Annotated in this window: 16 protein-coding genes; 6 read left to right on the top strand and 10 right to left on the bottom strand. The window is 59.4% G+C overall.

Annotated elements, in window-relative coordinates; translation table 11 throughout:
- Window positions 1–82 precede the first annotated feature (82 nt).
- Window positions 83–379 (top strand): helix-turn-helix domain-containing protein, encoded by a 297-nt coding sequence (locus tag QM600_RS07400; RefSeq protein WP_283260816.1) that lies wholly within the window; start codon window positions 83–85, stop codon window positions 377–379.
- Window positions 380–393: 14 nt separating this feature from the next.
- On the opposite strand, the gene manA is transcribed toward QM600_RS07400, so the two are convergent.
- From manA to QM600_RS07365, 7 genes are all read right to left on the bottom strand, one after another.
- The gene (gene manA / locus QM600_RS07395; protein ID WP_283260815.1) at window positions 394–1,632 is read right to left on the bottom strand and encodes a mannose-6-phosphate isomerase, class I; all 1,239 of its coding nucleotides are present in this window, start codon (window positions 1,630–1,632) and stop codon (window positions 394–396) included.
- A gap of 12 nt (window positions 1,633–1,644) precedes the next feature.
- Window positions 1,645–2,568 carry a UTP--glucose-1-phosphate uridylyltransferase gene (locus QM600_RS07390; protein WP_283260814.1) on the bottom strand — a complete coding sequence of 308 codons (924 nt, stop codon included), beginning with the start codon at window positions 2,566–2,568 and terminating at the stop codon, window positions 1,645–1,647.
- Between the two features lie 301 nt (window positions 2,569–2,869).
- The gene (locus QM600_RS07385; RefSeq protein ID WP_283260813.1) at window positions 2,870–4,012 is read right to left on the bottom strand and encodes a cellulase family glycosylhydrolase; all 1,143 of its coding nucleotides are present in this window, start codon (window positions 4,010–4,012) and stop codon (window positions 2,870–2,872) included.
- Between the two features lie 91 nt (window positions 4,013–4,103).
- Window positions 4,104–5,711 (bottom strand): ArnT family glycosyltransferase, encoded by a 1,608-nt coding sequence (locus QM600_RS07380; protein ID WP_283260881.1) that lies wholly within the window; start codon window positions 5,709–5,711, stop codon window positions 4,104–4,106.
- A gap of 140 nt (window positions 5,712–5,851) precedes the next feature.
- Entirely contained in the window at window positions 5,852–7,798 is a 1,947-nt protein-coding gene (locus tag QM600_RS07375) for a hypothetical protein (protein WP_283260812.1), read from the bottom strand.
- 151 nt (window positions 7,799–7,949) lie between these two features.
- The gene (locus QM600_RS07370) at window positions 7,950–8,336 is read right to left on the bottom strand and encodes an ANTAR domain-containing protein (RefSeq protein ID WP_283260811.1); all 387 of its coding nucleotides are present in this window, start codon (window positions 8,334–8,336) and stop codon (window positions 7,950–7,952) included.
- 321 nt (window positions 8,337–8,657) lie between these two features.
- On the bottom strand, window positions 8,658–8,942 hold the full coding sequence (locus tag QM600_RS07365) for an ANTAR domain-containing protein (RefSeq protein WP_283260810.1): 285 nt from the start codon (window positions 8,940–8,942) through the stop codon (window positions 8,658–8,660).
- A 187-nt stretch (window positions 8,943–9,129) separates the two neighbouring features.
- Here QM600_RS07365 and QM600_RS07360 point away from each other — a divergent pair, with 187 nt between their 5' ends.
- The 5 genes from QM600_RS07360 (at window position 9,130) to QM600_RS07345 (ending at window position 11,766) form a co-directional block, all read left to right on the top strand.
- Complete coding sequence (locus QM600_RS07360) at window positions 9,130–9,690, top strand: GAF domain-containing protein (RefSeq protein ID WP_283260809.1); 561 nt, start codon at window positions 9,130–9,132, stop codon at window positions 9,688–9,690.
- Window positions 9,690–9,818 carry a hypothetical protein gene (locus tag QM600_RS29780; RefSeq protein ID WP_502942904.1) on the top strand — a complete coding sequence of 43 codons (129 nt, stop codon included), beginning with the start codon at window positions 9,690–9,692 and terminating at the stop codon, window positions 9,816–9,818. Before QM600_RS07360 ends, QM600_RS29780 begins: the two co-directional genes overlap by 1 nt.
- A 23-nt stretch (window positions 9,819–9,841) precedes the next feature.
- Window positions 9,842–10,615 (top strand): ANTAR domain-containing response regulator, encoded by a 774-nt coding sequence (locus QM600_RS07355; RefSeq protein ID WP_283260808.1) that lies wholly within the window; start codon window positions 9,842–9,844, stop codon window positions 10,613–10,615.
- Between the two features lie 199 nt (window positions 10,616–10,814).
- Window positions 10,815–11,273, top strand: coding sequence for an anti-sigma factor (locus tag QM600_RS07350; protein WP_283260807.1), 459 nt, complete (start codon window positions 10,815–10,817; stop codon window positions 11,271–11,273).
- 289 nt (window positions 11,274–11,562) lie between these two features.
- Entirely contained in the window at window positions 11,563–11,766 is a 204-nt protein-coding gene (locus QM600_RS07345) for a cold-shock protein (RefSeq protein WP_003943666.1), read from the top strand.
- A 106-nt stretch (window positions 11,767–11,872) separates the two neighbouring features.
- Here the strand turns inward: QM600_RS07345 and tatA are convergent, their stop codons facing one another.
- The 3 genes from tatA to QM600_RS07330 are packed head-to-tail and all read right to left on the bottom strand — an operon-like array spanning window position 11,873 to window position 14,374.
- Window positions 11,873–12,070, bottom strand: coding sequence for a Sec-independent protein translocase subunit TatA (gene tatA, locus QM600_RS07340; RefSeq protein ID WP_283260806.1), 198 nt, complete (start codon window positions 12,068–12,070; stop codon window positions 11,873–11,875).
- Window positions 12,070–12,741 (bottom strand): Rid family hydrolase, encoded by a 672-nt coding sequence (locus tag QM600_RS07335; RefSeq protein ID WP_283260805.1) that lies wholly within the window; start codon window positions 12,739–12,741, stop codon window positions 12,070–12,072. Before QM600_RS07335 ends, tatA begins: the two co-directional genes overlap by 1 nt.
- A 52-nt stretch (window positions 12,742–12,793) precedes the next feature.
- Window positions 12,794–14,374 carry a flavin monoamine oxidase family protein gene (locus QM600_RS07330; protein WP_283260804.1) on the bottom strand — a complete coding sequence of 527 codons (1,581 nt, stop codon included), beginning with the start codon at window positions 14,372–14,374 and terminating at the stop codon, window positions 12,794–12,796.
- Window positions 14,375–14,607 lie beyond the last annotated feature (233 nt).

Below are 14,607 nucleotides of genomic sequence, written 5' to 3'. Positions count from 1 at the left end.
ACGTGACGGAAGCGACATATTTTCGGAAAACTCCGGCGGGATGTACTGGCATACGCGGGGATACTCAGGCAATATGGCCGTTATGAGTGGTTTCTCCGAATGGGTCAAGAATCAACTGGAACTTCGCCCGTATGGGGATATTCAAGATGCTGCACGTGCGCTGAAGATTCGACCGTCCGAATTGAGCCGGTGGCTCGCTTCCAAGCGGCCGCCGACGCAAGACACCATGCGCGTGGCCAGCCGTGTCTTCGACGTTCCGATCCTGGAGATCCTGATCGCCGCCGAGTACTTGACCGTCGAGGAAGCCGGATTGGATCCCCGCAGCAGCACCACGGCCACGCTCAGCACACCCGAGCTTTCCCGACCCGGCGCCGACTGACCCAACCGCTCAGATCAGGCAGCCAACTCGGATGACACCTTGCCCACGGAGGCGACAAACAGTTGTGCGCGGGGGCCGTCTGCCTCGAAGCTCAGATCAGTCTCGCCGGCTGGAACCCAGAGAGCCTCACCAGTGTGGAGGCTGCGAGTTGTCCCGGCATGTCGAATGGTCGCGTCTCCTGACATGCACAGCACGATCGAGGGACCGCTGTTGTCCACCACGTACGCCGTAGAGTGGTCGAGTTCCCACCGAGTGAGCATGAATTCACGAGCGGGAGTGGAGTACCGATATTCGACGCCGCTGGAATGCGGCCGAAGAACTTCAACCGAGATCGGGTCGAAATCCAGTATTGCCGACAACTCGGCAACGTCGATGTGTTTGGTGGTCAACCCACCTCGAAGCACGTTGTCGGAATTGGCCATGATCTCGACGGCCGTACCGCTCAAATACGCATGCAGGTTACCTGCCGGAAGATACAGACCTTCTCCAGGAGCGAGGGTAACTCGGTTGAGCAACAACGACATCAGAACCCCACGGTCGCCGCGGTAGTCTCGCGCAAGCTCCGACGCCGTCGACAATTCGGCACGGAATCGGTCCACCACGCTGCCACCGGACGCCAGCAGGGCGGTAGTCCGTTTCAGTACTGTGTCATCTACCTGGGTGTGATATTCACTCGACAGGCCCAACCAGCGAGTTGCCACGCATTTCAGCTTTCCCGGGGTGGGTGACGCTGCCAGGAGAGCAACGTCTTCTGCAAGTTCGGGCACATCGATCGCCGTCAGAAGATCCACGGTGGCCGGCACATCACGAAATCCTGCCAGGGCCTCGAACTGCTCGAGGGCAACAACCAATTCCGGTTTGTGTCGATCATCCCGATAGTTGCGGTGTGCTGCATCCAACGGAATTCCGCCGCGATTCTCGCCGGCATATCCGGCGCGTGCCTGCACTTCCGTGGGATGCGCCTGGAGCGACAAGGATCGCTGCACCGCAAGAACTTTGAGCAGGAACGGCAATCGTCCGCCGAAAGCGTCACGGCATTGCGAACCCAGCGAAGCCAAGGGATCAGTTCCGATCCGCTCCACGAGCGTGGCCGGACCGGAACTCTCGGGCAGCGGCGACGGCGCCGATTCATGGGCACCGAACCACATTTCAGCTTCGGTAGTCGATGACGGGGCAGTTCGTCCAGTGAGTTCGGCCAGGGTTGTCCGCGAACCCCAGTCGTACGATTTGATCACCCCGGCAATCAGTTCCACAGCCGTACCCGATCAGTACGTAAGTTGCGGATCAGGCTGACGCAGACGCTCTTCCAGCCACACACGCAAGGCCGGTCCGTAGTCGTCCCGGCCGAGAGCGTGGTCCAACGATGCACGGAGGAAGCCGCCTGGATTCCCGAGGTCGTGCCGAGTACCTTTGTGAACGACGACATGCACCGGATGCCCTTCGGCGATCATCAGTGCGATGGCGTCCGTCAACTGCAACTCCCCGCCTTTGCCCGGTTCGATCCTGCGAAGAGCATCGAAGATCGTGCGATCGAGAAGGTAGCGCCCGACAGCAGCCAATGTGGAAGGAGCAGAGGCTGTTTCCGGCTTCTCGACCATTCCGACCACTTGCAATACGTCCCGATCACTGTTGTCGCGGGCCGGTAAGACGTCGAAAATTCCGTAGGCACTGACCTCGTCGGGCGCAACCTCGAAGGCACACAGTACCGATCCACCGTACTCGGACCTGACCTTCGCCATTCGATCCAAGACACCGCAGGGATGCACCAAGTCATCCGGCAAGAGAACTGCAAAGGCATCCTCGTCATCACCGAGAACGGATTCGGCAAGACCCACCGCATGTCCGAGTCCCAACGGCGACTCCTGCACAACCGATTCCACCGAGATCAACGCCGGCGCCTTGCGGACCTTCTCGAGTAGATGAAGCTTGCCCGACTCCTGAAGTTTTCCTTCGAGTACAAGATCTTCGAGGAAATGACCCGTCACACCAGCTTTACCGGGCGCCGTGACGATCACCAGACGATTCGCTCCGGCCCGCGCCGCTTCACCGGCTACCAGTTCGATTCCAGGTGTATCCACCACTGGCAGCAACTCTTTCGGCACCGTTTTGGTAGCGGGAAGAAACCGCGTGCCGAGGCCCGCCGCCGGTACGACGGCAGTCTTGACCGAGCACCTGTCAGTCGTAGTCATCAATCACCTTTCAGAGCGTCCGAATGCGCTGCACACCAGCGATACACACCAGCGAGCTATATATCGTGGCCGAAACAACATGTGCCTTCACGCGATTCGCGCGGTACGTACAGACCGATGGCAACGTTGCCATGTCGACAAGTACTTGACCGCGAACCTACCCTACGGACAGCAGCACCCGCGAGAGCAGCAACCACACTCGCGCACTACGTCCACTCCGCGCACAGACGTAAGTCCCGGGCCCTTTGCCGTTCCCGAACTTTCCTCCGGCACAACCGAATCGATCCGGAGCCAATCGACTCTAGTCTGCTTGATCCCCGATCACTGCGTAGAGCGGATCTTCGTACCCGATATCCATCGTGCATTCCGCGAGACGTGGATCCGGCACAAATGCCCACAACAACGCTCCTGCAGTCCCGGCCGCCTTCTGCCCGGACAGCTTGGTATCGATGTGATCCGCCCGGTCATCGAGATCCTCGCAAGACCCTGCGTTCTCCCCGATCTCAGCGACCAGCAGCGGCTTACCGACATCAGCGGCCTGCACGATACGTCGGGCCAGTCCGTTCCACTGATCACCCGGCAGCGGCACTCCGTCCGCTCCGTAGTCGTGATACTGCACCACGTCAACTGCAGGAGACGCACTCACATACTGATAGTCGTCACCAGCGGTTCCGCACTGCCCGCCGCCGGTAAACCCGGCAGTGATCAACGTATTCGGATCCGTGGACCGTAACTCCGCGCCGGCATCATCGAAGAACTCACGCAACACCTGGGCAGCATCAGGCGGACAATTCCGAGTCCACCAATTGCAGGCTGCATCCGTACATTCACTGGTCTCGGGCTCACCCACCAACTCCCACGCCGCCAACGACGGTGAATCCCGCCACCGCAGGGCCGCAGAGTTCATCCAGTCCTGAAAACTCATCGTCTCCCGACCGAACTCGGGTGTGTAGTTCTTCCACCCGTCCACATACCAGTCCCTCGATTTGAACTTCCCGGTTTCACAGGCCCCGTCCTGCGGCGACAGCACCGGTACGAGCAACTGATCGTGCCGCTCAGCGGCATCGAATACCGCATCCATCGGGCCGTAGTCCATCTGACCGGTAAAACGATTGATCGCCAACGCCTGGAAAGCGTCGAACCGTGTGAGCGATCGGGGTGGCAGGGATCCGAAGTACTCGTCGAGATCCACCATCGCACCGCAACCGAAGTTCACCGACCAATCGGTCGCGAGCTGGTACGCGTTGAATCCTGTCGGCCACCACGCCTGACCGTCGAGGCTCAACCCGCTCTCGGAAGCGTCGACGCGAGAGCTTCCCCGGGCACCCACCGGTGAGGAGAACACGCCGACTACAAGAAGGGCGGTCACCACGCTCACCAGCGACATAGCGACACGGGAGTAGCCGGTCCAACGGGGACCTGACCGAAACTCTTCAGCAGACATCTTCGCCCATCATCTCGAATATCGCTTGTCCACGACTGAATCTCTCATCGATCAGTCTCTCACTGCCCTGCAGAATCCACAGCACTTACGATCAACGCCCGGCCTGTTGATTGCCTGTCACGCGGTACAGTCGCCAACTCGACGGATCCATACCGCCGTCGTTGGGCACTTCAAGAACCAGCGCACCCACGCCACCTGCGCCGGTCTCGTACATCGTCGGGTATCGGCGGTTGATCGCGTCGGATGTCCCGCGGCCGGTGTTCGGAACCGACAAAATGTACTCGACACCGAACTCCGAAGGATTGTTCAGGATCCGCACGAAATCACTGTCGGACGGAACCACGAATTGTCTCGGATGATCCGACGCCGCTACGACGGCATAACTTTCCACCGTGTCGAGAAGGACCGATCCTTCCGGCAATTCCAGGTCGTCGAGGTACTTCGCGATCCGCCGTTCGGCTCCGAAGGTCCGTAAATTGGTCTGTTCCTCGAGGTTCTGGCGGCCGGGAATGACAGCGCTCGCTATCGAGTGCTCGAGCACTGCCAGCCGCGCATTTCCCATCGCTACGAGTGTCACGGCGGTAGAGCCGGCGAGCAGGCAGAGTGAGATTACGAGGGGGATGGATGGATGCACGCGCGCCGGGGTTACCGGAGGCGCCGTTGCGGCACGTCCCGGTCGGCGGGAGATCACTGCTGCTCCGCGCGGGGCGATCAGGATCACCAGCACAAAGCACAGCGGTATGACGGAGATGTAGAACCGCAAGAGCGGGAATGTCGATCCCATTGCATAGAGCAAGGTTTGAGCACCCAGTACTGCGCCGAACAACGCCAAAGGAACCACGACGTCAGGGTCGCGGCGGCGGATTGCAAGGAATATCGCGCATCCTGCGAGTACCGGTAGCGTCGGCCCGAGAACTGCGATTTCACTGATGGAGAAGATAATTCGATGGATCGGTGTATCCACGTTCGACCCGGATTGCTCGAGGATGGCACTGTTTCCGTAGACGGACGAGAACTGTTGGAAGGCTTGTCCGGTGATGAGCCAGCTGGCGGACGACCACACCGCGAACGCCAAGAACCCAGGGATGGCAAGTACTGCGCCGTCGAGCGCCGCGGCCCACAGACGGACGACGGGTTGGTCATCACCGTCTTCGGCTTTCGGATACCGGAGCCAACTCACGACAACGACGAGTACGACCGCGACAAACAGCGGAGCGAGAGCGTCGTACCTGGTCAGATATGCCAGGCTCAATGCCAGTCCCGCGGCGATGAGATCGTGCACGTCGTCGTTGTGCATCCACCGCATGAGTCGACGCGCTGCCCAGATCACGAAGAACAGGAATGGCGCCTCGCTCATGCCACTCGCCGCGTACATGACGATCATCGGGTTGACCGCAAAGAGGACCGTCAGTACGGCAGTCACCCATCGATCACACCCACGGTCGCGACTGACACCGCGAATCTGGATTACTGCGCCGGCCATGAACGCAGCCGACATCACCACCGCAGTGATGTTCCATCGCAACAGTTCCGGCCACCAATTGCCAAGTATGCCCATCGGGATCTGTACGGCAGCTGTCAACGGCGTGAACACGAAGCCGATTGCGGCAAAGTGCGGATCACGGCTCAGCAGCATCGCTGATACAGCTGCGACGCGACTGAGCGAATCCGTGAAGATGAAGCCGATTCCGGCATTCATCCACACACCTAACGCGGTGTAGGCCGCGAAGAGGAAGAAGAACAGTCGCCACGGTTTCTGCTCGGGCTTGCCGTGTTCGGTGTCGGCGACCCTCGCCGACCTCGGATGAACGGGCTTCCGATGGGCAGCGCTCGTTACCGTCACTTCGTGCGGCGCCTGACCAACAGCAAGCCACCGACAGCCGCCACCATCAGCACGACCGTGCCTAACCCGATCCAACCCACCGTCACGAGGGAAAGCCCGGTGTCGACGTCCGATGCGGCAACAGTGCCCAGCGGTGCAACGTTCACGCCGATGTCGAATGGTTCGGCGCCCGCCGGAGCCACGACGAGGTCACCGGTGAGTCGGGCGAATCGATTCTTGTCCCCGTCCAACCAGTTCAGGATCGCATCGGCATCGGCAGGATTGCCGTTGGATGTCAATGCCACGACTTCGCTGTGGGAATTCGACATCACCTGGAGCGCACCGTATGCAGAACCGAATTCGAGTCCCCGCAACCGCAGAAGACCCTGATCAACAGTATCCATCGGCAGTTTCACGGAGGTCGGCAATGCGCCGTCAGCTGCGATCAGCAGTGTCGGCAGCGGGCTTGTTGCCGCATCCCCGAATGACAGGACCCGCGGTTGCAGGGGCATGTAGCTCAACCGCTGCATCTGCACGACAAGTCGCTGAGCGCGGACCAGGTCGGCAAAATCGCCACGACTGAGTCCGACGTCGACGGTCGGCAGCATCGACTGCGGCAGTGACTGGAATCCTCCGGGAACAGGAGGAAAGGCATCGGACGACGTGATCGTGCTCGACGGATCTAGCGTCAGGGTGGAGGGACTGCTCGTCCCACATTGAAAGTCTCCCGTGACGTCCAGAGCGACGGCGACGGACATGTTTCGAGTCAGGAGCTCGTTGGGCACCTCGACGGTGACGTCGAAACTGCCACTGCTGTTCGCCGCCGACGACTCGAGACGCTTACCGTCGAGACTGACGGACAATTCACCACTTCTCGAATTCGGTAGGGGCACATACGTTCCTATGAGCCGAATGGAGACGTTTTTGAGTGAGCGACCGAGCTGCGACTGACTGAACGGGACATCCACCTCGATGTGATTGAGCCCGGACGCCGTCAGGGTGCCCAGCCGCAGCTTCTCGAGCGTGATTGCGTCTTGTGAGATCTCGGCGACAGCACTGTCCGGCGATACGACGGCTTTACTCGCAGCCCAGTAGCCGTCGAAGTTGGCTGCCAGCAGACTTACCTGTGGTATCAGAGTCTTGTTGTCACCCACGATCTTCAGAACCGGGAACCCGTTCGGTGCAGACACCAGTTCGATACCGGCATTATTGTCGGTTCCGACAACGATGGCGCGCTCGAACAGATTCGGCGCCACGTCCGGCAATACCTGGCCTGGCGGCAACTGCTCGACCACAACCGTTTCGGGTTGACTGCCGTACTGGTTGACGATTGCAGTACTCAGTTGCAGCGCCGCACTCTGCTGAGCGGGAGAGGAGCCGTCGGCGACGAAGATCGTTGCCTTTCGCAGGATCGGAGGAAAGAAGGTGGCGACTGTCGTCGGCTGCTGCTCAATTCCGTCAAACACCACGGATGTATCACGTAGAGATAAGGATTGGTAGTGGCTTCGGTCATAACAGCGGTCGTCAAGTGGCACCACGTGTGCAGCCATCGAGAGAGTGATCGCCCGATCAGCGACAGCCAATCCGTTCAGCGGTATGGATACGGGAAGTCCCTGCCCGACAGTTCCCGCGTCGAAGTCGGTCCGCGACACGAACCGGCCGTCTGCACTTACCTCGAGCCACCCCCGACTGAAATCTGTCGGGGCGGTGAGAGTTCCGATCACCGTGGTAGCAGTCAGTCCGTCCGGCACCGGAATCGTGACGATGACCGGGGTGTCCTGCGCGGGAAACGCCACGTCGGCGCCCCGTCCGAGTTCGGTGAAGGAGATTGCCCCAACCTCGCCGGTTGTGGTTGTTTCCCCGGATGAGTCACCGAGATCCTGCGCCTGCGCAGGGAAACCGATTAAGGACACGGCCACCATCAGAGCGGCAGATGCCACCACCACCGTACGACGTACTCTCACAACCGGAGTCTCCCTCTACACCTTGCGGGGGTACCGAAATTCGGTCACTGCCCGAACAAACCATATCGGTCGATTTGTCAGTTCGTTGAAACAGCCACGAAGATACGCAACAGCCGCCTACCCGTCGCGGTGATCGGACACCACTAGCGGATCACCGAAGCCCCGGCTCGTTGACAACTTTCTGTGCATACTGCGCCAGTGATATTCCCCGTGCCTTCGCCGCCACGGACAACGCCTCCGTTGCCGCATAGATATCGAGACCGTCGAGTTCGGCAATCATTCCCACTGCCAGCTCGATCATGTTCCGAGACAAGAGAATATGTTGCGTGGTGACTGCCGCCGCATCGGCCATCGATTGCCCGTAAGCGTTGCTCAGCTCCCGCGAGTTCCACAAATCAGCCGTGAACACGACCAACGACCCCAGCGGAGTCAGCGCGAGCTTCAGCGGAAATGCACGGAAACCACCGAGACCATGGAGCGCAGCGCTCTCCGCGAACGAGGTCCACGGAGAGCTCGCGATGTCGAAATCATCGATCATGACACCGACCCGTGGAGCGCACTCATCGCAACAGGAGCACGATTAACCAGGCCACGAGGCGGTTCGAATCCGGGTTCGATGGATTCACACACGATCTCGACTCCAGATCCGTCGGTCGATTTCAGCACGAGCACACACCACGTTGCATCGAAAGCGCGACGCGAACGCTCGGTGACGACCGAAAGCAGATACCGAGAGTCGAAATCGGTAGTCAACAAATGAGTAATCTCGGCGATCGCCACCTACCCCAAGAGAGTGATCATCGGTGGCCTTCCTCCCTCGTCGACTCGGGCCATACTCACACGACACCGGGTTGATTCGTCATTCGCCCTCGCCTCCGGTCTCGGAGAAGCGCGTGCGCCGATGAACAACGGCGGTAGCTACTTCCCAAATCGACTGACCGGTTGAATAGGCAGTTGCTCGCAATCTCGACAATGCCTCGGCAACAGGCATTTTCAGTTGCACCGCAATCATCCCTATCCCCTGATTGACTTCCGAAAGGTGAAAAGCATTGATCATGCCCCCGGTTTCCGCACGTTCGTCCAGCAGCAACTCGTCCAGCAATGTGGCCGCGATGGCCTCCGCGGATACTGTCGCAATCTCCATCTGACTATCCGTCAAGGGACCGGGCTCGCAACCAGGTTAGACGTGTCGATGCCACAGTTTTATCAGGTTGCGGTTATCCGGCGCGCAGATCGGGACCCGATACAAATTGGTCATTTCCCGTGAACCTCGCGAGTCTCCGGGTAGCTCCGACTCGTTCCGACTCGTTCACCTTGTGAATCCGATCGGAATGGACCGACTCCAGCGCCACTTGGACGTCGCTGCCCCCACTCCCGATCGCGTGATCGAATTGATGACTCGGTGCACCGGTGCCGCAGTCGAACTCGTACCGGGCGTCCATCACGCGAGTGTGACCGCAACGTTGGACAACATACCGCTCACGGTCGCCCCGACGGACCCCTTGTTAGTCGCCTTCGATCTCGCCCAGTACTCATTCGGCGAAGGACCATGTCTCACTGCATCGAGAACCGGCAATTCCGTGCGCCTTTCACTCGACGAACTCGAAGCGCGCCGGCCGGTACTGGGACAGACAGCCAGGGATGCACAGCTCACCGATTTCCTGGCGGTACCTCTGCTCGTCGAACAGTCATCGGTGGGATCACTCAACCTCTACTCGGAGAACAGCATCGTCCACTCGATCCGCGACCGTGACCTGGTGACTGCCCTGGCCGATTACCTGGGAAATGCACTCGAAGCTGCGGCTCACGATCAGCGGCAGGGGCAGGCTGCTGCCGCTTTGCGCCATGCCGTCGGGCTCGGGTCGACATCGAGCGCGCAGTCGGCGTTTTGATGCACTGTCACGATTGTGATGCGGCAACCGTATTTCGCGAACTCGAAGCACTTTCCGATCTAAAATCGGTCAATATACTCGAGGTAGCCCGCCAGATCCTCGGATCGACCGAGAACGAACACGTCTGAGAGAACACACGCGCGAGGTAGCCATGACTGATCGGACTGAAGTCGAACTACTCGATACCGACTACAGCAACATTGCCGACAGCAACGTCACCACCAAACTTGATGCCCTCGCAAGTGCATTATCCGATATCGCAGCCGGACTGGGCTCTCATGTCGTGATCGATGACCTGCTGCATCGCGTGTGCACCCTCATCGTCAATACGATCTCAGGCGCCGACATGGCCGGCGTAACTCTCCTCTCCGAAACTGGTTCTCCTCGTACTGCGGCAAGTACCGACAGCGCCGTGATCGACGTCGATTTGAATCAGTACGCCTCCCGCGAAGGGCCATGCCTCGAGGCTGCACGAACACGATCCGTCGTATGTGCCACCGTCGTCGAATCCGAATCACGCTGGCCAACTTTCAGTGCACATCTCAGCGATGTCGGCGTACAGAGTTTCCTTTCTGCGCCGTTGTGGGTCGACGAACGCCATGCCGGCGCCCTCAATATCTACGGTCGCGACCCTCATGGATTCAGCGAAGTGGACGCATTGATCGTGCGTGTCTATACGACGTCGATCGAAGCCCTGCTTCGTGTCGCGCGTGAAGTCGAGTGCGCCAGGAACGAGATTGCCGGTCTCAACACCGCTATGAAATCCCGGGCAACGATCGAGCAGGCCAAAGGGATACTGATGGCAATACGTGGGTTCGATTCCGAATCGGCGTTTCGGGTCCTCGTAGCCGAGTCTCAACGATCGCAACAGAAGTTGAGTACGATCGCCGAGCAGATAGTGAAGGGCGCGGAAGCGGCGCAGTGAAACACAAGACCTGATTGACACAAAACGGACCGAAGGTCCGTCTTGTGTCATTTTTCATAACCATTGGTTTACCCAGTACTGCGACCGGGTATTGCTGAGTCCGTAGGGGTCGGTCAACACTCGCCCGACACCCTGCGGAACGTAACCACCAGCCGGCTTCTCGGAGTCCGGACCAGGCAGTATTCGACTCAGGAGACACATGCCCGTGACCATCTTCCCGACCGAAGTGGACGCAGGATCTTCCATCCCCACAATCGCAACTGTTCGCGTACGCGCCGCAGCGGAACAATTGAGCACCCTGCGCGGCTTTACCGGCACTATCGCACTCAACCACGGTTTCGACGTCGATGCCGTCGCCGATCTCGAACTTGCCATCGACGAAACCGCCGGCATGTTGATGCCTCTGGCAACGCCGGGCACTGATATTGTCTGCACTTTCGAAGCCCCTGTCGACGCACTCCGGATAGTCATGTCCGTGACGGCCAGTTCCAGCGTGGCTTCTTCTCAACACTCGTTCGGATGGTTTGTACTCGAGGCACTTACCGACAGCGCGATATTCGAACAAACTCCCCTCGACCAGAGTCGATCGGGTGATGCAAATAACAGCTCGACGGTGACAGTGACACTGCTGAAGAACCTTCTTCAACGAGGCGAGTAACACAGACCTCGGCCACTTTTTACTTGATCGAAGGCCTTCGATAACTCGTCGGGAGCAAAAAAATCTTTACCGACACCCTGCCAGCACGACACCCCAAAAAACATCGTTATTGCAGGTCAAATGCAATATTGCGAGAGTGGGACACCAACACCAAAGTCCCGAATGTCCATACTCGTTAGGGATTAGTGCAAGTTATCGAAGACAGAAAAAGAAGAGCATGGCAGGATCAAGGGTGAGACCGAACTCTCGATGGGAGGGCTCGGCTCGATGGATCCAGGAGAATTTGGTTATGGCTCAGGGCAGTGTCAAGTGGTTCAACGGTGAAAAGGGCTTCGGATTCATCGAGCAGGAAGGTGGCGGACCGGATGTGTTCGTTCACTACTCGGAGATCCAGGGCAGCGGCTACAAGTCCCTCGACGAGGGCCAGAAGGTCGAGTTCGAGATCGGACAGGGCCAGAAGGGCCCCCAGGCTCAGAACGTTCGCGCCATCTGAGTTCGATCCCCGTCTGACTTCAGACTGAAAAGGCTGGACGCTCGCACTAAGTGCAAGCATCCAGCCTTTTCTTATGCCTCAAGCCTCATGTCTCGAGGGTTTTGTTTTATCTACGGCTCTGCCTCAGTGATGCTTCGGGATCGAGTGCGAGGTCGCTAACGGACTGCAGTTCACCGACTTCGGTTTTGAGGATCCGCATCGACCTGCCCAATCCCCTGGCTGCGTCGGGCAGCTTCTTCGAACCGAACAACACCAGCAGCACAACTGCCACGATTGCCCAGTGGGCTGGGCTGAGCGCACCCATCAGGCGGGTTCCTTACCTTCGGGGTACACGGCATCGACCTCGACCTCGACGAGCCACCCCGCTATGGGTAGTCCGGCAACTTCGAGCGCGAAGCGAGTGGGGCGCGCACTGTTACGTTCGATCGGTGCAATCGGTGCCGCCGTCCCCATCGGAACCAACTCCGTGTCCCCGGTATCGAGGTTCGTGTTGGCGAAGAACTGGCGGTAGGCGCGATTCCATCCGGTGTAGTCGGCCTTGTCTGCACCCGGCGCGTTGTCGAGGAATACACGCATCGTGACGACGTCTTCGAGACTAAGCCCCTGGGCTTCGAGATTGTCGCGAATCTTCTTGAGTACGTTGATGCCTTGAGCCTCGGTGACGCTCACTCCGGCCGGCAGAACTCCGCCGGAGAACTGGGAGTCGATGTACGACTCAGGAGAGCCTTCAGGTGCAGTCTTGTTTCCGGCCGACGGTCCGATACCACTGGTCTTGTACACCGCGGTGTCAGCACCGATGGCCACACCCTGCGCGATCATCGGATTGGCTTGTCCGGCTTCGAGTACCGACTTCGAGATGAAGGAGCTTTTGGCGGTGTCTGCTTCAGCTGTGTCCGTCGTGCAGGCTGTGGCGGTGCCGAGCAGGACTGTGGCAGCGAATGCGGCGGCAACAACTTTGGTGGTGCGAGATTTCATGGTGTGCTCCTCGGAGAGTGATAGATGGAGACGGTCTGCTGCGCGGTCCGCGCTAGGCACCCTGCGCGACACGCTGGTGAAGGTGAGTGACGACGTCCTGCGCCGACGTGAAAGCCCCGTGCTGCCAAGCGATTGCGTTCGAGAGGTGATCGCCGGCGAAGTAGATTCGATCGACAGGTTCGAGCAACTTGGTGTATTCGGGAGTTGCCATGCCGCCGTGGGAATCTCCGGCGCCGGCCCAGGACGCCCAGGCCGACTCCGAGTACTTGGTACGACGCCAGCTGCCCGAGAAGGAAGAAGAAATGTCGCGGGTGTACTTCTCGCCGTGGATCTCCGAGCCTTCGGCAATCGCCTTGGCGAGGCGCTGCTTGTGAGTGAGGGATTCGAAAGCCTGCTGACGCTTGCCCGAACTGTAGTAGGCGACAACAATTCCCCGGTCAGAGTTGTAGTGGTCGTAGGGAAACATGATCTGAGAAATGTCGCGGTCGGTGTTGGACGCACCGCCGTAGATACGGTCCTCCGTCTCCCACCAACGACGCGAGTATTCGATGCCGAGCTTGCCCGACGAACTCGGCTTGGCTGCATCCAACGCCAGCAGAATATCGGCGGGCAGATTGTTGTCCAGCCGCTTGATCAGGTGTGGCGGAATGGTGCAGATGGCGTACTCGGCCGTGATCGACTTAGCCTTGCCGTCTACGACGTAGTCGACGGTAACTCCCTCGGGCACGTTCTTCATGCCGCTGACCTCGGCACCGAATTCGATGTTCTCCATACCGATTGCGTCTTGGAACTTGTAGTAGATCCGATCCATTCCGCCGACGGGAGTCATCATCGTCATGGCCTGGTCGTAACCGAACTCGAAGGAGAACGCGCGTCCGATACCGCCCTGGATGACGTCGCTCATGCCGAAGGGGTCGATCTCGGTACCGAAGTTCAGACCCGCTCCCGGCTCCACCGAATGTCCACGACGCGAGGACCCGACGTAACGTCCGTCGCTGGAGAGGTCACCGAAGTCTTTGAGGAACGATGACAGAGCTTCCTTGTCCTCCTTGGTCAGTTCCTCGTCGAGGGCTCCCTTGTTGGTGGCCTTCTGCAACAGTTCCGACATGTAGCCGTAGGTGTCGGCCTTGGCTGCACGGTAGGTGATCGACTGGTTGGCGAGCGGTTTGGTGCCGGTGTAGTTGACCATCGTGTTGGCATTCTGGTTGCCGAACATCTGAAGTTCGACGCCCAGTTCACGGCAGTAGTCGATGGTGTTGTGGTTCTGTGGAATTCGGGTGGCACCGAGATTGTAGAAATGCCCCTCGGAGAACGTGCAGGTCTGGGTCTCGCCGTTGAGATCCGTCTCCGTCGTTCCATTGCGAATCGAATAGACTCGGCCACCCGGACGATTGCGGGCTTCGAGGACAGTGACCTTGTATCCGGCCTTCTGCAATTCGTAGGCCGAGCACAGGCCGGCCGGGCCACCGCCGAGAATGACGACAGAGTGGCTGCCCTTGACTTGTCCGATGAGGTCGCCGGCCGCTGGTGCTTGAAAACGACGCGGGGTCGCCGATGCTGCCGGCGCCAAACCGATGGAGGACATTGCCCCGAATGCCAGGCCTGCGCCGCCGGTGATTCCCAGACTGCGCATGAAAGATCTACGTGTGTACGACAATTCAAGCTCCCAAGTGTGCGCCCGGCGACCCGGGTGGTTGGTTCGAAAGCAAGCATGGCCTGGCGAAGGGTCCAGAACTTGACGCCCAGGAAACAGTCCGTGAGGTTCGAGTGGGAATTCTTCTGCGACATTGCCACCCAGTCTCAGGCGAGTGCGATCAGCGGAAGCATGTTCGAAATATTGCCGTTACAGAGCCCGACTAGCGTGAC

The organism is Rhodococcus sp. IEGM 1379 (assembly GCF_030056815.1).
Classification (GTDB): domain Bacteria; phylum Actinomycetota; class Actinomycetes; order Mycobacteriales; family Mycobacteriaceae; genus Rhodococcus_F.
The sequence above is the reverse complement of the archived record's forward strand: the minus strand, read 5'-3'. Positions and strand labels throughout refer to the sequence as shown.